The organism is Chloracidobacterium sp., from assembly GCA_016720705.1.
Taxonomy (GTDB): domain Bacteria; phylum Acidobacteriota; class Blastocatellia; order Pyrinomonadales; family Pyrinomonadaceae; genus OLB17.
Window position 1 is genome coordinate 305937 of record JADKKB010000001.1, and the last position, 20687, is coordinate 326623.

The 20687-nt window shown below is 54.4% G+C and carries 20 protein-coding genes and 1 tRNA gene; 12 read left to right on the forward strand and 9 right to left on the reverse strand.

Translation table 11 applies throughout. The features are described 5' to 3' along the window. The first annotated feature begins 27 nt into the window (after positions 1-27). Positions 28-1152, forward strand: a complete 1125-nt coding sequence (locus tag IPQ00_01425) for a D-alanine--D-alanine ligase (GenBank protein MBL0239227.1) — start codon at positions 28-30, stop codon at positions 1150-1152. A 76-nt stretch (positions 1153-1228) separates the two neighbouring features. Here the strand turns inward: IPQ00_01425 and IPQ00_01430 are convergent, their stop codons facing one another. From IPQ00_01430 to IPQ00_01450, 5 genes are all read right to left on the reverse strand, one after another. Then, entirely contained in the window at positions 1229-2047 is an 819-nt protein-coding gene (locus tag IPQ00_01430) for a VWA domain-containing protein (protein MBL0239228.1), read from the reverse strand. Between the two features lie 98 nt (positions 2048-2145). Continuing rightward, complete coding sequence (locus tag IPQ00_01435; GenBank protein ID MBL0239229.1) at positions 2146-2679, reverse strand: hypothetical protein; 534 nt, start codon at positions 2677-2679, stop codon at positions 2146-2148. 24 nt (positions 2680-2703) lie between these two features. Then, a complete protein-coding gene (locus IPQ00_01440; GenBank protein ID MBL0239230.1) occupies positions 2704-3327 on the reverse strand; it encodes a hypothetical protein in 624 nt (207 codons plus the stop codon). Between the two features lie 97 nt (positions 3328-3424). Then, on the reverse strand, positions 3425-4198 hold the full coding sequence (locus IPQ00_01445; protein ID MBL0239231.1) for a glycosyltransferase family 2 protein: 774 nt from the start codon (positions 4196-4198) through the stop codon (positions 3425-3427). A gap of 82 nt (positions 4199-4280) precedes the next feature. Next, a complete protein-coding gene (locus IPQ00_01450; GenBank protein MBL0239232.1) occupies positions 4281-6086 on the reverse strand; it encodes a TolC family protein in 1806 nt (601 codons plus the stop codon). Between the two features lie 196 nt (positions 6087-6282). Between IPQ00_01450 and gap the strand changes: the two genes are divergently transcribed. From gap to IPQ00_01490, 8 genes are all read left to right on the forward strand, one after another. Beyond that, the gene (gene gap, locus IPQ00_01455) at positions 6283-7290 is read left to right on the forward strand and encodes a type I glyceraldehyde-3-phosphate dehydrogenase (GenBank protein ID MBL0239233.1); all 1008 of its coding nucleotides are present in this window, start codon (positions 6283-6285) and stop codon (positions 7288-7290) included. A gap of 63 nt (positions 7291-7353) precedes the next feature. After that, a complete protein-coding gene (locus tag IPQ00_01460) occupies positions 7354-9708 on the forward strand; it encodes a hypothetical protein (protein ID MBL0239234.1) in 2355 nt (784 codons plus the stop codon). Positions 9709-9722: 14 nt separating this feature from the next. Next, the gene (locus IPQ00_01465; protein ID MBL0239235.1) at positions 9723-10151 is read left to right on the forward strand and encodes a hypothetical protein; all 429 of its coding nucleotides are present in this window, start codon (positions 9723-9725) and stop codon (positions 10149-10151) included. A gap of 97 nt (positions 10152-10248) precedes the next feature. Then, positions 10249-11478 (forward strand): phosphoglycerate kinase, encoded by a 1230-nt coding sequence (locus tag IPQ00_01470; GenBank protein ID MBL0239236.1) that lies wholly within the window; start codon positions 10249-10251, stop codon positions 11476-11478. 149 nt (positions 11479-11627) lie between these two features. After that, positions 11628-12851, forward strand: coding sequence for a hypothetical protein (locus IPQ00_01475; protein ID MBL0239237.1), 1224 nt, complete (start codon positions 11628-11630; stop codon positions 12849-12851). A gap of 123 nt (positions 12852-12974) precedes the next feature. After that, positions 12975-13778, forward strand: coding sequence for a phage terminase large subunit (gene terL, locus IPQ00_01480; protein ID MBL0239238.1), 804 nt, complete (start codon positions 12975-12977; stop codon positions 13776-13778). Positions 13779-13838: 60 nt separating this feature from the next. Continuing rightward, positions 13839-14702, forward strand: coding sequence for a YitT family protein (locus IPQ00_01485; GenBank protein ID MBL0239239.1), 864 nt, complete (start codon positions 13839-13841; stop codon positions 14700-14702). Positions 14703-14763: 61 nt separating this feature from the next. Continuing rightward, positions 14764-15153, forward strand: a complete 390-nt coding sequence (locus IPQ00_01490; protein MBL0239240.1) for a hypothetical protein — start codon at positions 14764-14766, stop codon at positions 15151-15153. 27 nt (positions 15154-15180) lie between these two features. On the opposite strand, the gene IPQ00_01495 is transcribed toward IPQ00_01490, so the two are convergent. The 3 genes from IPQ00_01495 to IPQ00_01505 are packed head-to-tail and all read right to left on the reverse strand — an operon-like array spanning position 15181 to position 18326. Continuing rightward, positions 15181-16356, reverse strand: a complete 1176-nt coding sequence (locus IPQ00_01495) for an NAD(P)/FAD-dependent oxidoreductase (GenBank protein MBL0239241.1) — start codon at positions 16354-16356, stop codon at positions 15181-15183. A gap of 4 nt (positions 16357-16360) precedes the next feature. After that, complete coding sequence (locus tag IPQ00_01500) at positions 16361-17053, reverse strand: methyltransferase domain-containing protein (GenBank protein ID MBL0239242.1); 693 nt, start codon at positions 17051-17053, stop codon at positions 16361-16363. Position 17054: 1 nt separating this feature from the next. Next, on the reverse strand, positions 17055-18326 hold the full coding sequence (locus IPQ00_01505) for a beta-ketoacyl-[acyl-carrier-protein] synthase family protein (GenBank protein ID MBL0239243.1): 1272 nt from the start codon (positions 18324-18326) through the stop codon (positions 17055-17057). Between the two features lie 97 nt (positions 18327-18423). Between IPQ00_01505 and IPQ00_01510 the strand changes: the two genes are divergently transcribed. From IPQ00_01510 to IPQ00_01520, 3 genes are all read left to right on the forward strand, one after another. After that, complete coding sequence (locus IPQ00_01510) at positions 18424-19179, forward strand: triose-phosphate isomerase (protein ID MBL0239244.1); 756 nt, start codon at positions 18424-18426, stop codon at positions 19177-19179. Positions 19180-19192: 13 nt separating this feature from the next. After that, positions 19193-19597, forward strand: a complete 405-nt coding sequence (secG, locus tag IPQ00_01515; GenBank protein MBL0239245.1) for a preprotein translocase subunit SecG — start codon at positions 19193-19195, stop codon at positions 19595-19597. Between the two features lie 15 nt (positions 19598-19612). After that, positions 19613-19697: transfer RNA gene (locus IPQ00_01520), tRNA-Leu, on the forward strand. A 98-nt stretch (positions 19698-19795) separates the two neighbouring features. Here the strand turns inward: IPQ00_01520 and argB are convergent. Then, positions 19796-20686 carry an acetylglutamate kinase gene (gene argB / locus IPQ00_01525; protein ID MBL0239246.1) on the reverse strand — a complete coding sequence of 297 codons (891 nt, stop codon included), beginning with the start codon at positions 20684-20686 and terminating at the stop codon, positions 19796-19798. Position 20687: the final 1 nt, after the last annotated feature.

The window sequence follows — 20687 nt, forward strand, 5'->3', positions numbered from 1 at the left end:
ATACAATTTCTTTTTGTTCTCGTTTATATGAAAAAGACAATTGGTGTAATTTTCGGCGGCCGTTCCGGTGAGCACGATGTTTCGATCAGATCGGCCAAGACGGTGATTGAGCAGATCGACAGTTCACGTTATCACGTCGTCCCCGTAGCGATCACTAACGACGGTCGATGGCTCAGCGGCACCGAGTCGCTCGCACTCTTTCCTGCGATCACGCAGGCCAAGTATCGTGAAAGGTTTGGCGAACCGTCAAAGCTGCCGATATCGCTCACGGGCGACACCAAACAACACGGCCTGACGACGATGGAGATCCCCGGCGGCACTATACCGCTGGATGTCATCTTTCCGGTGCTGCACGGTACGTATGGCGAGGACGGCACCATCCAGGGACTTTTCGAAATGGCGGATATTCCGTATGTAGGATGCGGCGTATTGGCTAGTTCCACCGGTATGGACAAGGTGTTTATGAAAACGCTCTTTCGCGATGCCGGACTACCGATGTGCAATTACGTCTGGTTTCTGCGTCGCGAATGGGAAACGGCGGCGGAAGCGGTCGTCACCCAGGTCGAATCCAAGATCGGTTATCCGTGTTTTGTAAAACCTGCCAATCTCGGTTCGTCCGTCGGGGTTTCGATGGCTGTCGACTCCGAAAGTCTGCGCACCGCGATCTCGCTCGCCGCCGAATACGACCGCAAGATAATTGTCGAAGAAGGCCTAGATATGCGTGAGATCGAATGCGCCGTGCTCGGCAATGACAAGCCCGAGGCCAGCCTGCCCGGTGAATACATCATTCGCGACGCGTCCAAAAAATTTCTGGATTACACCGAGAAGTACGCCGGGACCGGAAACAACGAGTTTATCGTTCCATCGCCGGTTTCGGACGAGTTGGTCGCCAAGATCCGGCATTATGCGGTCGCGGCTTTCAAGTCGATCGACGGTTCGGGCCTCGCCCGTGTTGATTTTTTCCTACGCAATGACACCGGTGCTCTGCTCGTCAACGAGATCAATACTTTGCCCGGGCTGACCGACGCCTCGGGCTACCCCAAGATGTGGGCCGGCACGGGAATCGACTTTGCGGCAGTGATCGACCGCCTCATTGTCCTCGCGATCGAGCGGCACGCCGACCGAAGCCGTAGCAAGACCACGGTCAATTAGTTCAGACTACAAAAGATAGATAATTTTCGCAGTTGACGTGCTTTCCGGATGAGGTGTATTCGGTTTCCGATCGATGCTATTTGCCCTTCGGAGCGTTATAGCCCTTGCGGGTGCGGATGGTCACGCCGGACTTTTTGATGCGGACCTCGATCGAGCGAAACTTGCCGTCTTTTTTAAGGTTGGTCGGTTCGTAGGTTACGGTGTATTGGCTGCTGAGTTCTTCGACGATCGACTTAAAGGAGTTACGCATTGCGGGCCCGCCCGGCGTTGCGACAAAAGTCCCGCCTGATTTGCCGGCAAGACTCTTGAGCACGCCCTGATTCTGCACCCTTTCGATGCCGTGTTCATCCGGCGACGACATATCGATCGTGTAGATCGTTGCGTTTGCGGAAATTGCCGCCTTCAGGGCAGCATCCGACGACTTGCCGCTGCTGTTATCGGCACCGTCTGAGAGTACGATGATCGCCCGACGCTTTTCCGTTCGAGAACTCAGGACGGCCGCAGCCTTGTAGATCGCGTCATTAAGCGACGTCATACCGTCGGCCTTAAGGTCAAAGATCGATTCAACGATGTCGCGGCTATTTGAGAAATTCTGGACCAGACTCACCTTCGAATCAAATCGGTAGATCGCCGCATTATCGTCACGGCGGAGCCCGTATAAAAACTCGATTGCCGCTGAGCGTGCGATACTCAAGCGTTGTTCCATACTGCCGGATGTGTCCAGCAGTATGACTGCGGCGAAAGGGGTCGATTCGTTTTCGAATGAGAGAATATTTTGCTCGACACCGTCCTCAAACACCGTAAACTGAGACCGCGAAAGCCCTGTGACCGACGTGCCGGCACTATTGGTAACGGTCGCGTTTAAGAGCACGATGGTCGAATTGACCGTGATCACGTCATCATCTCTGTCCTGAGCCCACAGGCCAGATCCCGCGCCGAGAGCGGCGAGGATGACCAGCGTTAAAACTGACCTTCGGTAGAGATGTGAGCGTTTTATTTCCAGAACTTTAAGAATCGAGTCATTTTGAGCAGAGCATTACTGGTTTGGATCGCCGAGGCCGAGATGCTGAATCGTGTCGTCTTTTTAAGCTCTTCGACGAGTTTAGCCGCCGTTCCCTTGAGTGCCTTAAATCCATCCATCAATGAGGACGGCTTTTCGATCGCTTCGGTCTCGTCAGACTTTTCGTCAGCACCGCCAAGATCGCTTCGTATCTTTTTAACGATTTTTTCGAGCGATGCGAGTTTCGTGCGGTCGGCGTCCGTAAGATTCCGGCTTATTTCCAGCGACGATTCCAGTTCGTCCGACAGCTTTAAGGCAGTCTCGCCCCGATCGAGCATTTCCTGATACTCTTTTTTTTCCTGATCGATCCGGAGTTTAGCCATCACCTCGCGAACCCCCTTGGGCGGTTCTTCCTTTGGCGGGTCGAATGGGGATGCCGATGGATCGGTAGTCTGGGCAATGGCCATCAGAGATCCAAAAGCCACGACCGTTGTGATGATTATTAACCTGAACGCTTTTAGGTACATAGCGTTAACTCCGCTTAAGCAAAACTAATTCTGCGGCTGATCTTGGGTCGGGTCTGGCGACGTTCCCGTCACCGCCTCGACCAATTTAGCCAAAAATTCGTCCTCGGCCAATCCGGAACTCGGCACGGTCCGCCATTCGCTGGTCAGTCCGTTGCCGGCACGGCCCTCGACCTTGGCCACCACCGAAACCTTGTTTTGAATACCGTCGATCGACTGGACCTCGATCGTCAGGCTATATTGGGCACGCGACCACGCAGCATCGTCGTAGCCCAAGACACCGTAGCGTCCGAGTTCGCTCGCGGTCGTCACCGGGCCCTTTACGAATACAAACGGCTGGGTGACGATAATGCCGTCCTTGATCCTCGATGCGGCTTCGTCGATGACGATTCGCTTTTCGCGTAGCACGTCCGAGATCGTTTCGATCAGCACATCGCGCCTCGAATTAAGTTTGTAGGGATTGTCGAGGCGTTCGCGGACGCGGGTCTTGCCTTTGCCCCAATCGAACGATCGTGAGGCATCAGATGACCGCGTGGTCACCTTATTGCCTTCGTCTTTAATCTTTTGAGTTTGGCTATCGATGCCTTTTTGTCCGTAGGCAACGGTCATTGCAAGCAAGATCAGCAGAATTTGTCCGATTGTAGATCGCATACGTGTGGCGCCGAGAGAAAAACGTGTCCTAACTAATAAATATAGTCCAATTGACCGCTATTTGAAACATATGATGTGAGGATCACGCTTTTGGTTGTCAGTCCGCGGCGGATTCGTCCGCGTGCTGCATTTCGTAGAGCATCATATGCTTGAGAACCGCGTGATAAGCCGAAAACAACGCGATGAAAAGCCCCGGAACGCCGTCCATAAATCCCGCTTTCAGAATGTAGTCCTGAACGAATGCTGACGGCCCCGCAACTGCGATCTTCAGCGGCGAAGTGCGGCGGCCTAGATTGTAAGACGCTTTGGCTCCGAGCGGGGCGTATCTCCGGACGATCATTTCGGCGTGGTGGCCGACGCTGTCGACGCTTCGGTGAATAATGTCGTGCTTTAGAGCGCCCGTCGATGCGCCGGGCTGCATCTCGACCGATTCGTGGATCACAACTTGCTTCCAACCGGCCTTTCGACGGTCGAATAGGCGTAACTGGCGGTCAGGATACCAACTGCCGTGGCGGATCTCACGGCTCATATAGATCGACGCACGCGGAACGGTAAATCCGTCAAAGGGAAGTTTGTCGCCGGCCTTTAATGCGATTATCTCGGCCTTCAGCTCTGCAGATACGGTCTCATCAGCGTCCAAGCTAAATATAATTTCGCTCGCCGCCCGATCAACGGCCAACTGCTTTTGCACGGCAAATCCGGGCCATTCATTGACGATCACCTTGGCTCCGAGTTCGCCGGCGATATCGAGCGTCCGATCCGTGCTACCCGAATCCACCATCAGCACCTCATCGGCCCAATCAAGCGAACGGATCGCGTCCGCGATCTTCGCCTCCTCATTGAATGCAATTATAACTGCCGAGATCTTCACGCTTTGGATTTTCGCAGGTTTGTCCGCAAACTAAAAGTGCCGCATCGCTGCGGCACTTGTTTAGACGGTATTTTCAATCAAATTATTTGATCTCGACAGGTGAGGTGAGCGTGATGTTATTGGCTCTGAATGACGTCGCTGTCACTCTCTGAAGGTCGCTGAGTGCCTTGTTATAGTCAGTTTCAGAACGGATTTCCGCGTTGCGGGCGTTGGCCAGAGAGTTTTCACGCTGAAACAGTAGAAACGTGGTCGAGCGTCCCGCGTCATACAGTTTGCGTTCGCCGTCAAGCAGAGTTTCGGCACTCTCACGTGCCCTTCGTGCGGTCAATACGCGTTGCCGCGCGGTTTCGACCGCCTGGACCGCATTTCGCACTTCGACGATCACCGCCTGCTCCTGTGCGCGCGTCTGGGCGGCGATCTGCTCGCCTTCTATCTTGGCGCCCTCGAGATTGGCCTTGGCGGTACGATTGCGGAACGGGAACGAGATCGTCACGCCGACCGAGAAATTCGGTGCGTCGGTGCGAAAGATGTTTGATAACGAGCGGTTAAATCCGCCAAAGAGATACGACGGCGATGCCGGAATCGCGATAGTGTCGTTCAATATCAAAGGCAGATTCACTAGCGGCAGTCCGCGGATCTGATTGATCGCGTTAAATAGCCGGAGATCGCCGAACGATGTGTAGAGATTGGTGGACGATGCGGCATTATTAGCACCGCGTGCCAGTCCGTCCAGCGAAAATGTCGTATTCAGATCGACCTGCGGACGTGTCTGGTTGCGAAAATATTTGATATCGACTTCGTTTATCTCATTCTGTAGCTTGAGACGCTTGAGCTCAAAGCGATTCTCCATCGCGTCCTTCATCGCCGCATCGAGATTTGCGGGATCAACGCTGAAAACGGGTTTGTCGGTCGGGACAATAGTCTGCGACCACTCCGGAGCGGTGGTATCACGCAGCATTAGCTGTTTAAGCGCGTTTTCGGCTACCGAGACCTGTTGAGTCGCAGAGAGCAGGTCGCCTTCGCGATTGGCAAGCTCGGTTTCGACTGACGCCTTTTCGAGCGGCGCGGCCGCACCGGCGTCGATCTTGGCCTCGATCTGCCGCAGATTTTCCTTTGCAAGATTTAGATTAGCGACTACATTCTGCTGATTGCGGAGTGCGAAGACCAGGTCCCAATATGTCTGCTGGACTGATGAAATAGTCCTGATCGCCTGCAGGCGAAAGTCGGAATCGTTCTGTTCAAGCCGCTTTTTTGCGATCTTGATCTGTTGACGCTTGCTGTCGATATTAAAATTTCGCAGTAACGGCTGTGTGTACGTCATCCCGAGATTTGACGAATATATCGCACTGCTGCTCGACCCCGAGACGCTGCCCGAACTGACCTGCGCCTGAGCGAAAGCATTCTCCGTGCGTTGGTTATTGAAAAAAACCTGGTAACTACCGCCGCCCGGACGAATGAATTTGTTCATATTCGCATTTACGCGAAAATCATTGGTCGCTGCTGATCCGGTCGTCGAATTACGCGAATAATTAGGGTTGACCGTAAAAACGGGGTCATATATACCAAGCTGCGCCCTGATCCCGGTTTCCTGTATGCGGACCGTCGTTCGCGATACCTCGATGTCGTTATTGCTCTCGAGAGCCCGTTTGATCGCTTCGTCGAGCGACAAGGTCAACGGCTGCGACGTCTGCACACCGATCCTCGACATCGAGGTCAGAAACGGGTTAGTCGCCGGCGGCGGCGTTGACGTGGTTCGCTTGGCTGTCGTCGCGGCGGCAGTATTCTGGGCTATCTGCTGCTGATCCTGCGGCACTGTTTGGGCAACCGCGGTCATCGCCGACGACAACATCAGCGTAAGGAATATCGATTTTGATCGCGTAAAGGTCATTATGAGAACGCTCCGGTCTTTCACGGTTTAGTTTGTATTATTGCTTATAAACTCAATCGCTTACTACGTCACCGCAAACGCCATTGTTTCAACTATCTTAATTATCGACGATCGGTGAATCTTTGAATTTTTACTGATTTTGAGTTATCGTCAAACTTTATAATATACGCATTTTTCACGGAGGAATCTAAACATAATGGCTATTAAAATTGGTATCAACGGTTTCGGACGCATCGGGCGTGCGGTTATGCGCACGTGTCTAGGCAATCCGGAATTTGATTTCGTTGCGGTCAATGATCTGACCGATACTAAAACACTCGCTCATCTGCTCAAGTATGATTCGATAATGGGCAATCTCGATCACGCGATCTCTGCCGGCGACGGCGTGATAAATGTCGAGGGCGACAAGTTTCGCGTATTTTCAGAACGCGATCCGGCGGCGATCGACTGGAATTCGGTCGGTGCTGAGATCGTTATCGAATCGACCGGACACTTTACCAAGGCCGAGGACGCGTCCAAGCATCTCGGCGGCAGTGTCAAGAAGGTCGTCATTTCGGCTCCGGCAAAGGGCGAAGATGTCACGATCGTGCTCGGCGTAAATGAGGGAATGTATGATGCGGCCAACCACCACATCATTTCCAACGCATCTTGCACGACCAACTGCCTCGCACCGGTCGCCAAGGTGATCCACGAGACATTCGGCATCAAGAATGCTTTGATGAATACCATCCACAGCTATACCAACGATCAGCAGTTGCTCGATCTGCCGCACAAGGACCTTCGCCGTGCCCGTGCTGCCGCTTTGTCGATGATCCCGACCTCGACCGGTGCCGCCAAGGCCGTCGCTCTGGTCATCCCGGAACTCAAGGGCAAATTTGACGGCATTTCCGTCCGCGTCCCGACGCCCAACGTCTCGCTCGTAGATGTCGTTATGAACGTCGAAAAGTCGACCTCGACCGAAGAAGTCAATGCCGTTCTCAAGGCGGCCGCAAATGGGCCGCTGAAGGGAATTCTGGCATTTTCTGAGGAGCCGCTCGTCTCGATCGACTTTAAGGGCAACTCGAACTCATCTATCGTAGATGCTGAGAACACAAAGGTTATCGACGGCACGTGCATCAAGGTACTGTCGTGGTATGACAACGAATGGGGTTACTCTTGCCGCGTTCGTGACCTGGTTAAATTCATTGCCGAAAAGGGCATATAACCCCTTTATCTTGCGGCGGGTACACGGCCATTGACGGTTTCGTGTGCCCGCCGATTTTTATATATGAACAAGCAACGGTTTTTTGGGTTTTTCCTCGCCCTGTTGGTATTTGGCACGTACCCTGTCGCCATCCACTCCCAACGAAAGCCGCCGCGAAAAACGCAACCCGAACTCATTCAGACAATTCGGGTAACGAAGATCGGGAGCGTCGATGTCTTCGGCGGTGATACGCCGCCAAATATGTCGCCCGCCCAGAAGTTACGCTGGGATTCGTTCATCAAGGTCTGGCAAACACTTCGCGACAATTACTTTGATCAGACCTTTAACGGCCTCGACTGGGACGCGGTCAAGGCCGAATTCAGGCCCCGCGTCATTGCCGCCAAAACGGACCTCGAGTTTCACTCTCAAATGCAGGAGATGATCGGCCGACTGCAAAAGTCACACTTTGCGATCGTTCCGCCCGAGGTTTACCGCGAGATCGAGACCGCTAAGGCTGAGGCAAAAAAGCGTGAAAAGGAACGCTCCGCGGCCCGCAGTGACGCCTCCGATGATCCCGGAAAGGAAGACGAACCACTGATCGACGAATCTGAGACGCAGTTCGGCATCGGTATCGAACTTCGCTTGATAGACGGCAAATTCGTCATTGTCCGCACCGATCGTGATTCGGCGGCGGAATATGCAGGCGTGAAACCCGGCTTTATTCTCGACAAGATAAACGGCGTCTCGCTATCCGAAATGGTCTCCCGGATCAAGCTATATTACTCATCGAACGGGACCGAGAAATTTCTCAAATACCTACCGCTCCAGATCGGGCCCTGGTTTCTGAATGGCGAAAAGGATTCGTACGTGACGATCACCTGTATCGACGGTAGCGACAAGCCCGTCGATTTCCGAATTCGCCGCGAACCTCTGCTTGGGCAAACTGTCACGCTCGGCCAGAATCTGCCGGAGCAATACCTAAAGTTCGTCAAACGAGATATCGACGGTGATGTCGGCTACATTCGGTTCAACGTCTTTGCGATGCCGATCGTCGATCGATTTTGCGACGCCGTCCGCGAGTTCAATGGCAAAAAGGCCATCATCGTGGACCTTCGGGGCAATACCGGCGGCCTTCTCGGCCCGCTTTACGCCCTTTCCGGGATGCTGACCGACGACCGTATCGATATCGGCACGATGATCTACAAGGTTGGCCGCGAACCGATGATAGCTCTGTCCAAAAGGAATAATTTTACTGGAAAGCTGGTATTTTTGGTTGATCGCTACACCATCTCTGCGGGTGAGATATTTGCGGGTGCCGTACAGGACAATAAACGGGCCTTGATCGTCGGCGAAAAGACCGCAGGCGAGGCTTTGCCGGCTATTTCGGTCGTATTGCCGACCGGAGGCGTGTTTCTCTATCCGATCGCCAATTTTAAGACCAAGACAGGACGTCTGCTTGAGGGCGTCGGCGTAGTTCCGGACGTAACGGTCGAGGTTGACCGCAAAACGCTGCTCGAAGGTAGCGACCCGCAACTATCCCGTGCAATGGCCGAGATCGCCAGTGCAAAGCTCTTTCCGCAAGCTGCGACAACCGTAAACACCGACAGTGAATTGCCGCCGCCGCCTGCACCGAAACCCGCCCCGAGGGTTGTTGTCGCAACCGGTAGCGGGTCAGGTAATGGGACAGGTAATGGGACAGGCAGTGGACTAAGTAGTTCAGGCCCCCCGCCACCACCAAGGGCATTGACGGTGCTCGGTGCCGCAGACGCCCCAGCCGCCGACCTCAAGGACCCCAAAGCTCTCGGCGTCATCGGAGCGTTCGCAGATGCGGTCGGCGGACTCGGCAAATGGCGAGCTATCAAGTCGTACTCCATTACGGGAAGTCAATCCGTCGATTATCGCGGCTCGATCACCAATTTTGCCGTCCGCTCATACAAACGTTATCCGTCGGATTACTTGATCGTTCTGTCTTCACCTGCAGTCGGCGAGATCCGGTCGATCTTTGCCGGACGTGAGGCGATCACGCAGTCTGATTACGGTATCGACACCGCCGTGACATTGCCGACCGCAGCATCGAACGTTGACCTTTTTGACACGATATTCTTGGCACTTGACGTCGAGGCGATGCGCTCGCTCAGTTACCTGGGCATATTTGACCGTGACGGGCGAAAATGTCACATTATTGAGGCAACATTCAAGAATGGAAAGTCGGCGAGCCTGGCATTTGACGTCGAGACCAAAATGCTCGTCAGTATGGCAGACCGCTACTCGGTTTCGGGTTACGGAGACTATCGTAAGGTCAATGGACTGATGATGCCGTTCAGGGTTGACGTAGGTACGGGCAGATCCTTGTTGTTCGACAAGATAACACTAGACGAAAACCTGAGTGACGATCTATTTAAGCGTAAAGAAAACTGCTATGACCGCCCTGCACAATAGCAACCGGAGATACTATGAATAACAATTTTTTCAGCCGCAACACTACAAATTTGGGCTTTGCCGTTCTCTTACTCGTAGTTCTGGGCTGTTCGTGCCCTCAGAAGCTCAGCGAATTTACGAAAAAGAGTGAGCCTTCGACGCCTTCACCGTCAAACACGGCAACTGTACCTGACAAACCGACGACTCCAACGCCAACTACCCCGACCACGCCCAAGGGCGATTATGATCTGACAATGGCAAAATACAGTCAATTGTCGATCGGTATGCCGCGTTCAAAGGTGGAGTCGATCCTCGGCGGTCCGGGAACTGAGATCAGTTCGTCAAAGGGAGGCGGCGTAAGTTTTTCGGTCAATAAGTGGCAAGGTGCTAATTATAAGGCGGTGATCTTGTCGTTTAAGGCGGATAAAATAATGTCGAAGTCGCAGGTCGGCCTCGATAAATAGCCGTTCGACGGCGAATGCCGTCTTATTTGAAACGAAAGCCCTCTAACTCTTCGGGCCGCGACCGGTTTATCGGTACGGTCCACTTTCCCAACGCTCTATGCTCAAACGAACTATTAAAGACATCGATATTCACGGCAAACGTGTATTTATCCGCGTAGATTTCAATGTACCCATTAAAAACGGCGAGATAACCGATGACACACGAATTCTCGGAGCCCTACCGACGATCAAATATGCCGTCGAACAAGGTGCTCGCGTCATTCTCGCATCGCACCTCGGCCGTCCACTTAAAGACAAAAAGAAAGCCGAAGAAAAAGGCCTGCCGTATGATGCGGCAAAATACAGTCTCAAACCGGTGTTCGAGTATCTGTCTAAGATAGATGGGTTAAATGTTGCATTTGCAGATGATTGCATCGGCGACTCGGTCGCTGCTGACGTTGCGGGAATGAATGCGGGCGACGTACTTTTACTGGAAAATCTCCGCCTTCACGCCGAAGAGGAAAAGAATGACGCCGATTTTGCCGGACAGCTCGCTTCGCTCTGTGACGTTTACGTCAACGATGCTTTCGGCACCGCTCACCGTGCCCACGCCTCGACCGAGGGCATCACGCACTTTGTGGACGATTGTGTCGCGGGCCTCTTGATGGAAAAAGAACTCAACTATCTCGGCAAGGCTCTTCACTCGCCCGAGCGCCCGTTTGTCGCGATCCTCGGCGGAGCCAAGGTGTCGGACAAGATACCCGTGATCGAATCGCTCATCAAACGCAAGGTGGACAAACTCCTAATCGGCGGTGCGATGGCTTACACGTTCTTTAAGGCGGCCGGCTATACGGTCGGAAAATCGCTGGTCGAGGACGATATGATGCCCAAGGCCAAAGAAATCGAACAAATGGCTGCCGACGCCGGCGTCGAACTCCTTTTGCCGACAGATCATCAGGTCGTCGACAGCTACGACCCGCTACATTCGCGCCGGACGATCCCGATCGCCTTCACCAATACGGGCCTGGTCGGCCTCGATATCGGCGTTGACACCGCCGCCCTGTTCACCAAAGCCCTCGAGGGAGCCAAGACCATCGTCTGGAACGGCCCGATGGGCATGTTTGAGGAAAAGCCATTTGACGAAGGGACGCTTGCCGTCGCTAACGCGGTGGCTGACGCTACCGATCAGGGTGCGATCTCGATCGTGGGCGGCGGTGATTCGGTCGCGGCGATCAATCAGGCCGGGCTCGATTCACGCATCAGCCACATCTCGACCGGAGGCGGAGCGACGTTAGAATTCCTTGCCGGAGATATCCTGCCGGGCGTCGCTGCGTTGGATGATAAATAGGATCGACGCTGATTTCGTCGTCGATTCAGCATCTTTCCATAAATCTCATAAATTCCATAAATCTCATAAATCTTGTAAACATCGTAAATCTCATAAATCCCGTAAATATCGTAAAGCGCGTTTGTTGAGATCGGGGGTAGGCTATATATATGGCCGCAAAAGTCCCTCAGCAGAAGATCGCGGATTGTCGGGAGTTGTACTTAAGGTACGGCGGCGAGGCACACGAGCGGATCGCGTCGGAGATGCGTGGGCGTGGTTGGCGAGGGTTTACGAAACGCAATCTTTACGCCCGCACCCGCGGCGGCATTGTCACACAGGGCTGGCCGGAACGCTTCGGCTGGGACGGTGATCTGCCCTTGAAAGGTGCGAAAGGCACTAAAAAGGGAAGATGCGGCACGGCATACGCAAGCCGCCGCACTTTTGCACGGGAGCACACGCCGCTCAGGCCTTCCGCATTCGAAGTTTCCAAGCCAAAGTTCAACCGCCAAAAAGCCAAACGCCTGCGCCGAATGGCCGAACGGCGTTCAAAACAGCTGAAAGGGAAAACACGGATGCAAGGGATACAAGAACGGCCCGGTTCTATACATATCCCCGACTCAACCGACTCGCCAGACTCAACCGACTCGTTCCACGCGTGGCTTAAGTCTATGCCGTCGGCCTGGGACTGGGACCTTCGGCATCAGTTGTATCTGTACGAGCACTTGCAAAAAGTAACGGACGGCGAGTGTAAGCGTCTGATGATCTTTATGCCGCCGCGTCACGGCAAATCAGAGCTCGTCACGGTCCGCTACGCTGCCTGGCGGCTTAAACAGAGGCCTTCGATGCGTGTCATTCTCAGCAGTTACAATCAGAAGCTCGCCGATCTATTCTCCCGCAAGATCCGGACAGTGCTTGCGGATTCTTTTGCCGCAGAGGCGCAGAGACGCGGACAAGCAGAAGAGGGAGAAGAGATGATGGGGAGTGGGGGAGATGGGGAGAAGCGGAGTAGGGAAGACGGCCGTACGAAAACTAGAGCGGCCTCCCACACTCCTCCACTCCCCAACTCCTCCACTGCTTCGCCCTTCCCGTTCACGCGGCCGAGGCCCGCAAACCGCGTCTCGGAGTGGGAGACGACCGTCGGCGGCGGCCTCAAGGCAGTCGGCGTAGGGGCGGGCGTGACGGGCTACGGAGCCGATCTGATCATCATCGATGATCCGGTCAAGGAGCCGCAGCGAAGCCGGCAGCCCTGTGCTTCGCGAAAGGCTCTGGAACTGGTTCAGGGACGATCTCTCGACCCGCCTCGAACCCGAAGGCTCGATCATCCTCATACAGACCCGCTGGCACGAAGACGACCTCGCCGGGCGTCTGCTGAGGGAGCAGGCCGACGGCGGTGACCAATGGACCGTCATCCGCCTGCCCGCCCTCGCTGAGACGTGGGAAGAACGGGTAACCGCGGAGGCGCAGAGACGCGGAGGGGAGAATGACAGTGAGGAGGGTGAGACTTCAGATATCGACGGTTGCTCATCTCATCTAATACTTCCCGCTGCTTCTCCGTCTTCCTCTTCTTCTCTGGCCTCAGCGTCTCCGCGGTAGAAACACCTCCCGACGCTCTCGGACGAAGCCCCGGCGAGGCTCTCTGGCCGGAGCGTTTCTCCGCGGAGTACTTTGAGCGTCTGCGCGAACGGGTCGGCGAACTCTCATTTGCCTCGCTCTATCAGCAAAGGCCTGTACCGGCCGAGGGCGACGTCTTCAAACGCGAGTGGTTTCGGAACATTGTCGATCAGGCACCGGCCGGCCTCAAATGGAAACGCGGCTACGATCTGGCCATTTCCACCAAACGCACTGCCGACTACACGGCATCGTTCCGCATCGCCTTTGACGCAGAGGGCTATCTCTACATCGACGGCGGATACCGACGACGCATAGGCTTTCCGGAGCAAACGCGTTATATCTCCGAATGTATACGCAAGGAGCAAAACACCGAACACGGCATCGAAAGTGCCCTCCACGGCCGTGCCTTTATGCAGGTGCTCCGCCGCGACGCACGCCTCAACGGACGCTCATTTCGCGGCGTCGATGCCCGCGGCGATAAACTCGAAAGGGCCGGCTCCTGGATCAGCCTCGCCGACCAAGGACGCATCCGCCTCGTCCGCGGCCACTGGATCCGTGCCTTTGTCGAAGAACTCTGTGCCTTTCCGCACGGCAAGCACGACGACCAGGTCGATGCCGTCTCAATAGCGATGTCGCTCCACGAAAACCCCTCGGGTAAACTCTTCTTCTATTCACCAAACAATCCAAACGGTGAAATAAGACGGGCTTAACCCCGGGAATTGCGTCGGCGGCGATGGATGCGTTTGCGTGTTAAGATGACTGTGACCACTATGAAGAACTTCCTACTCGAAGCCAAAAATTTTGTGCTTATCATCCTGGGCATCTTCTCAGCGGCCCTTGGTCTAAAGGGATTCCTGCTCTCAAGCCGCTTTATCGACGGCGGAGTGACCGGTATTTCGATGCTTATGTCCGACGTGACCGGTTTTCAGCTCGCACCGCTCCTGTTGGTCATTAATCTCCCGTTCATTGCGATCGGGTATCGGCAGATCGGCCGAAAGTTTGCCATCAAAAGCTCGTTGGCGATCTTTGGCCTCGCGATCGTGTTGCTGTTTGTAAACTTTCCCGATATAACGCAGGACAAATTGCTGACCGCTGTCTTTGGCGGACTATTCATCGGTGCCGGAATCGGCCTTGCGATCCGCGGCGGAGCCGTACTCGACGGCACCGAGATAGCGGCGTTACTCGTCAGTCGCAAGAGCCATCTGCTCAATGTCGGCGACGTTATCCTTATATTAAATGTTTTTATCTTTACGGCGGCCGCGTTCATTCTGAGCGTCGAGTCGGCGATGTATTCGATCCTGACCTACGTCGCAGCATCGAAAACGATCGATTTCCTCATTCACGGCGTCGAGGAATATACGGCGATCACGATCGTCTCCTCACGGACACACGACATCAAGCACGCGATAATGAGTCGGCTAAATCGCGGCGTGACCGTATTCATCGGTCGCGGCGGAATGGGCAGTACCGGGTTTACTGATAGCGATCAGGAAATACTCTATTGTGTTGTGACACGGCTTGAGATCGGCAGCGTCAAGAATCTGGTCGACGACCTCGACCCTGCCGCATTTATGACCACACACGGACTGTCGGACGTCCACGGAGGCTTGATCAAGCGCCCGGTTTTGCATTGAAGATATCTTTGTGAAATTGTATTAATTCGTTGACGAAGCCACATTCAAAAGGAGCCAATCTATGATAAGAACACTAATTGTATTTTTTATGATCGCCTCGATCCTGCTAACGGCCCAAATCCCGCTACTCGCTCAGTCGTCGACGGCTAAGCTTGAAAAGAAGGCAGCAAAGATCAAGGCCAAGATCGCGAAACTCGGAACCGGTGAAAAGGTTAAGATAAAGGTCAAACTGTACAGCGGAACCGCTCATCGGGGATATTTGAGTCAGACGACTGATGACAGCTTTGTAGTCGTTGATAAAATGGGAAACCCGAATACGGTTAAATTCACGGATGTCGATTCGGTCGGCGGCAACAACCTTTCGACCGGAGCAAAGATTTGGATCGGCGTCGGGATCGGCGCCGGAGCGGCGGTCCTGTTTCTTTGGATCTTTTTTGAAAACTACGGTTGACGATCGAGACTCGGCAATCTGGGCGACTTAGGCACCTGATCGAGTCGCCCTTGCTAACCCTTGTGTCATCTTTGAACTAAAGCTAAGGGCCGCGATCAACGATTCGGCCAAAAACGGCAAAAATGCGGCGTGTCGCAATATCGAACATATACGTAGCCGGGTATTAAATGCGGCAGCGTACGCTGAGCGATAGTCCGCCTCAAGTACTGATAGATCGAGATCTTTGACAATATAATTTGATATTACCCCGGCGGCGATCCTGGCACTCTCCATCGCAAGGAGCATACCGCTACCGGTAAATGGATCAATGAATGCGGCCGCGTCGCCAACGGAGATCAATCCGGATGCGGGGACTAGTTCGCCGCGTCCAAATCGCTCGATCGGCACCGCGTGCCAGGGCTTGACCACCTTAGCGTGCGACAATGCGATCGCCGCCCGTTTGTTGGAACACACAACCTCACGCATAACGCGTTCAGGGTCGCTGCCAAGCCGGCGGGCATCTGCCGCCGATGCGATGAAGCAAAGATTATAGAGATCGTTCTCAACACGGTTACAACCGCCGTAGCCGCCGCGATAGACGTAGATCTCGCAGGTCGCTGGCAACAATCGTGCATCGCTCAGATGTGTTTTGAATGCAACTAGCTCAGCGGCCGTTTTTGTGACGTTTCGCTGGTCTAGTCTGCGTGCGAGACTTCGCGTGCGTCCGGTAGCGTCGATCGTCAAATTGGCCTTGATGTCGGATTCAATACCGCTTTTGTCGCGAAGCGTGACGCCAACGACACGCCCATCCTCGACATCAAGTCCAGAGACCGATGTTTCGCCTCGTACGTCCACACCGACTGCCTTAGCACGGCTAAACAAAATGAGATCCATTTCCGCTCGGCTCAGGCCCAGGGCGAGGGAATCGGGCACACCGAACCAAGCACTTTCGACCGCGACGCCCTTGCCGCTTTGTGCGAAAAAGACGGTTTCCTTCAATTCCGTCCCGCCGGCGGCTTTGATGTCGGGCAAAACGCCGAGCTCGTTAAAATGGATCTGGCATTCGGGCGAGATAAATTCGCCGCAGAGCTTTTCACGCGGAAACGCTTTTTGCTCGGTCAAGATCACACTCAATCCGGCGTTTGCCAGACGGATCGCCAAACTCGATCCCGCCGGCCCGGCACCGGCGATAGCGACATCATATTGTTTTCTGTCGGTTGTCATTGAGCTATTTACCGGAAAGCACCAGACGGTAAGCCGCCGAACGCTTGACGCCAATATCGGTCAACCCGGCATTCTCGGCCAACTGCCGTAATTCTGTCGGCTTAAAACTCCGCAAGATGGAAAGGGCACCATCCTCACGAGTAAATTGCTGGAGCGTAAGGCGACTCGTCGCACGGTAGAAATAATATGCGATCGGGCTTCGGTGCAGGTCGATGATAAAGATCCGTTTTGCGGCAACACGGCTCATTTCTCGCAAGAGTTTGACAGCGTCGTTGTCGGTCAAATGGTGCAGAAATAGCGAGCAAATAACGTAGTCAAACGCGCCATCATCGAACGGCAGATGCAGAGCATTGCATTGGAGGGCATCGATCTCGCCCCTTTGGGAACCGCGATAGATCGCCCTCGCGGCCTTGGCATTGAGTTCGGCACCGACCAGATACGACGGCCTCGACCTGAGCCATTTATGTACGGCTCGAAGCAGTTCGCCCGAACCGGCACCGACGTCGAGCACAGACACGCGTTCGCCGCCGCCGGAGCGAATGTCACGCATCAAAGATCGGCGAATCGCCCGCATTTCGCCGAACGCACGATGAATGTACTTCATCTCAACGTGCCATCTGGCGTATTCCTCGGGCGTGTAGTCGCCGGTGTCGAGGCGTTCGAGCTCATAGCTTCGATGTTTGAATCGGCTGAACATTCTATTCGGCGTACCTCTGGAGCACGATCGCACTGTTCTTTGAACCAAAGCCGATGCAATTGCACAATGCGGTATTCACCTCGGCCGTGCGGGCAGTATTTGGCACGTAGTCGAGATCGCAATCTGGGTCAGGCTCGTCAAGATTGATCGTCGGCGGTATAACGCCCGTCGTCATAGCACACAATGCGGCAGCGATACCGGCAGCACCGCTCGCACCTTGCGGATGGCCGATCTGGGATTTGGTGGCCGACATCGGCGTTCGATAAGCGTGTTCGCCAAGAGCGATCTTGACGGCGACTGTCTCGATCTTGTCGTTCAAAATGGTCGATGTGCCGTGCAGATTCACATAATCGACCTGATCAGGGGCGATACCGGCGTCACCGAGAGCCATCGTCATCGCCCTTGCGGGTTCGATGCCCGAATCGTCGAGGCGAACGCGGTGATACGCATCGCACGTCGCACCGTAACCCGTAATTTCGGCATATATTTGGGCGTTACGTTTTAAGGCAGTTTCCAGATCCTCGAGGACAAAAAGATATGAGCCTTCGGCGGCGACGATGCCCGAACGGCCGACCGAAAAGGGTCTCGATGCACGATGCGGTTCGTCGTTCCAGTCGCGGGTGACGACCGTCATCAGGTTAAAACCGGCCATTATCCCGGGCGCGATGGGAGCGTCAACTCCGCCCGCGATCATTACATCCTGACGCCCGAGGGCGATATGTTGAGCAGCGTAAAAGATAGCATCAGTGGAACTGGTACAGCCCGTCGATACGACGTGCGACAATCCCCGCAGGCCGAATGCCATCGATATCTCCGACGACAGTCCGCCGTGCGTCGACGATGGTATCGTGTAAACACTCGCCTGAGTCTGCGGCCCGTTGAACCAATAGGAATATTGCTTTTCGGTAAACGCAAGCCCGCCGCCGCCGGTCCCGATCTCGACGCCGATAGCACGCCGTTCGTCGAGCGCCATATCGGTTGTGTCAATGCCCGCGTCAGCCATCGCTTCGCATGCGGCGGCGAGAGCAAGCGGAACGGTGCGGGCAACGTGCTTGCGGTCTTTCCGATTAAGTTGGGCTTCCCAATCAAAATCCTGGACCTCGCCGGCGATCTGAACTGCCGATCCCGATGCGTCAAACGCCGAAATCCGCCGCACACCACTGACGCCGCCTTTGAGCGAAGCCCAAAACGCCTCGCGTCCGATGCCGATCGGCGTAAGACAACCGATTCCCGTGACGACAACACGGCGTGGGCGAAGAAAGTTGTTGAGCATTTAGAAGAATCCCCTTGTACTGTTGTATGAGAATAGCACGCAGCCACTATTTCGACTCGGTTTCGCTAATGACGTGAGATTTTGTTAACTTATTTGTATGAGAAAGCCCGTAATCGCCGGAAATTGGAAAATGTATAAGACGCTGAGCGAGGCCGTAACAACGGCGGTCGACTTAAAACCGCTCGTCGCTAACGCAAATCACTGCGAGGTCGTCATCGCACCCGTATTTACTGCGATCAAGACCGTCGCCGATCGCCTCGAAGGTTCGAACGTCAAGGTTGCCGGCCAAAACTGTGCTACACAGAATGAGTTTGGTGCCCACACGGGCGAGATCGCACCCGCGATGCTCAAGGATGTCGGTTGCTCACACGTGATCATTGGCCATTCCGAAAGGCGGCAGTTTTACGGCGAGACCGATAGCTCGGTCAATAAGAAAGCCAAAGCGACCATCGCCTCAGGAATGACCGCGATCGTCTGCGTCGGCGAAATGCTTGCCGACAGGGAATCGGGTAACGCCGAAAACGTGGTCAAAGGGCAATTGGAATCGAGCCTCGACGGTTTGACAGTTGCCGATATGGAACGTATTATTATCGCTTACGAGCCTGTCTGGGCCATTGGTACGGGTAAAACCGCCACGCCCGAACAGGCTCAAGAAATGCACGGTCACATTCGCCAAACCGTTGAGAACACTCACGGAAAGGCCGTCGCAGAGGCGGTTCGAATACTCTACGGCGGTTCGGTAAAGCCGGACAATATCGCGACACTGATGTCGCAGGCAGACGTTGACGGTGCGTTGGTCGGCGGGGCAAGCCTCGAAGCGGTTAGCTTTTCGCAGATCGTGAATTACAAATAGGTGGGTTAATAAGTTGGAATACGTTCTCTACTTTATATTTTTTCTCTCGTGCATCGTGCTGATCGCCGCTGTGCTTCTGCAGCCTGGTAAGACCGATGCCGGAGCATTGTTTACGAGCAACGTTTCGAGTTCGGCCTTTAGCCCGCGAGGTACTGCGACAGTTTTGTCGAAGGTCACCATTGCGGCGGCGGTCTTGTTTATGTTGTCTGCTCTATTGCTTTCGATGCCCGCTCTGACCGGTAACGTGTCAGTTCTGTCGAGCAATCCGGACGCACCTGCAGCAAACGCAAATCCATCGGTCGAGCCTGCTGCGAACGCTGCAGTTCCGGTCGCCGTTGACGCTAACACTGCTGCCCCGGCAACGAACACCGGAGCACCAATCGACGTCGCTCCGGCACCCGCACCGGCTAATAAGTAGGTTTTTGAAAAGTTGGCTCAGGTGGCGTAATTGGTAGCCGCGCACGTTTGAGGGGCGTGTGGAGTAATCCGTGGGGGTTCGAGTCCCCCCCTGAGCACCATTAAATTTGCAAAAAGACGGGAATCGACCCCGTCTTTTCTTGGAAAAAGATGTTGCACAGTCGCAACACTGTGCTATACTGAGAATGGATACTGAGGGTTAGTCCTTTACGACCATCGTTCCTGTTCCGGAATCGGTAAAGACCTCTGCCAATATGGCATTTCGGACCGTACCGCTAACGATATGAGCGGAGTGAACGCCGCGTCCGACGAGATCGATCAGACTTTCGATCTTTGGAACCATTCCACCGGTCGCACGCCCGGATTCGATCAGATGCTTGGCATCCGATGTAGTGATCTTTGACAACTTAGTATTTGGGTCTGATTCTTCGAGATATATACCGTTGACATCGGTGAGCAATATTAATTTCTCGGCACCGAGTTTGATCGCGATCTCTGATGCGATGGTGTCGGCATTGATATTAAAGACGCGGCCATCATCGTCGGCGCCCAGCGACGAAATGATCGGTAGGTAACCGCTGTCGAGGAGCGTGTTTATCAAGGAGGCATCAACCTCGACCACGTCGCCTACGTGCCCGTAATCGATCGATTCGGTCGCACCGGTTTCGCGATTGAGGACATCCCTTGGCGGACGTTTGACTGCCTTGACCACACCGCCATCGACTCCTGATAATCCCACTGCGTGGACACCTCGTCGCCTGAACTGAGCGAGGATCTCGGTATTTATCTTCCCGCGAAAGATCATTTTTGCCAGGTCGAGTGTGTCGTCATCGGTGACGCGGCGTCCCTCGATAACGGTTTGGACAACGCCTAGCTTAAGCGCAAGTTCCGTCAACTGCTTGCCGCCGCCGTGGATTACGCAGACGCGGATGCCGACCTGATGAAGCAATGCCAACTCCTCCGCCAGTGAGGCAAGATTCTCCTTGTCCTCGGTCACCTTTCCGGAGAATTTCACGACAAAGGTCTTGCCCTGAAATTTTTGTATGTAGGGAAGCGATTCACGCAGCAGGTCTAGTGTTTCTTGGTTCATA

Bases quoted from the DNA above. Each gene is read 5' to 3' on its own strand.
- IPQ00_01475 (MBL0239237.1), top strand. From the start codon at position 11,628: ATGGCCGCAAAAGTCCCTCAGCAGAAGATCGCGGATTGTCGGGAGTTG.
- IPQ00_01435 (MBL0239229.1), bottom strand. From the start codon at position 2,679: ATGTACCTAAAAGCGTTCAGGTTAATAATCATCACAACGGTCGTGGCT.
- IPQ00_01500 (MBL0239242.1), bottom strand. From the start codon at position 17,053: ATGTTCAGCCGATTCAAACATCGAAGCTATGAGCTCGAACGCCTCGAC.
- IPQ00_01495 (MBL0239241.1), bottom strand. From the start codon at position 16,356: ATGACAACCGACAGAAAACAATATGATGTCGCTATCGCCGGTGCCGGG.
- IPQ00_01425 (MBL0239227.1), top strand. From the start codon at position 28: ATGAAAAAGACAATTGGTGTAATTTTCGGCGGCCGTTCCGGTGAGCAC.
- argB (MBL0239246.1), bottom strand. From the start codon at position 20,686: ATGAACCAAGAAACACTAGACCTGCTGCGTGAATCGCTTCCCTACATA.
- IPQ00_01485 (MBL0239239.1), top strand. From the start codon at position 13,839: ATGAAGAACTTCCTACTCGAAGCCAAAAATTTTGTGCTTATCATCCTG.
- IPQ00_01510 (MBL0239244.1), top strand. From the start codon at position 18,424: ATGAGAAAGCCCGTAATCGCCGGAAATTGGAAAATGTATAAGACGCTG.
- IPQ00_01465 (MBL0239235.1), top strand. From the start codon at position 9,723: ATGAATAACAATTTTTTCAGCCGCAACACTACAAATTTGGGCTTTGCC.
- IPQ00_01490 (MBL0239240.1), top strand. From the start codon at position 14,764: ATGATAAGAACACTAATTGTATTTTTTATGATCGCCTCGATCCTGCTA.
- IPQ00_01460 (MBL0239234.1), top strand. From the start codon at position 7,354: ATGAACAAGCAACGGTTTTTTGGGTTTTTCCTCGCCCTGTTGGTATTT.
- IPQ00_01470 (MBL0239236.1), top strand. From the start codon at position 10,249: ATGCTCAAACGAACTATTAAAGACATCGATATTCACGGCAAACGTGTA.
- IPQ00_01505 (MBL0239243.1), bottom strand. From the start codon at position 18,326: ATGCTCAACAACTTTCTTCGCCCACGCCGTGTTGTCGTCACGGGAATC.
- IPQ00_01440 (MBL0239230.1), bottom strand. From the start codon at position 3,327: ATGCGATCTACAATCGGACAAATTCTGCTGATCTTGCTTGCAATGACC.
- gap (MBL0239233.1), top strand. From the start codon at position 6,283: ATGGCTATTAAAATTGGTATCAACGGTTTCGGACGCATCGGGCGTGCG.
- IPQ00_01450 (MBL0239232.1), bottom strand. From the start codon at position 6,086: ATGACCTTTACGCGATCAAAATCGATATTCCTTACGCTGATGTTGTCG.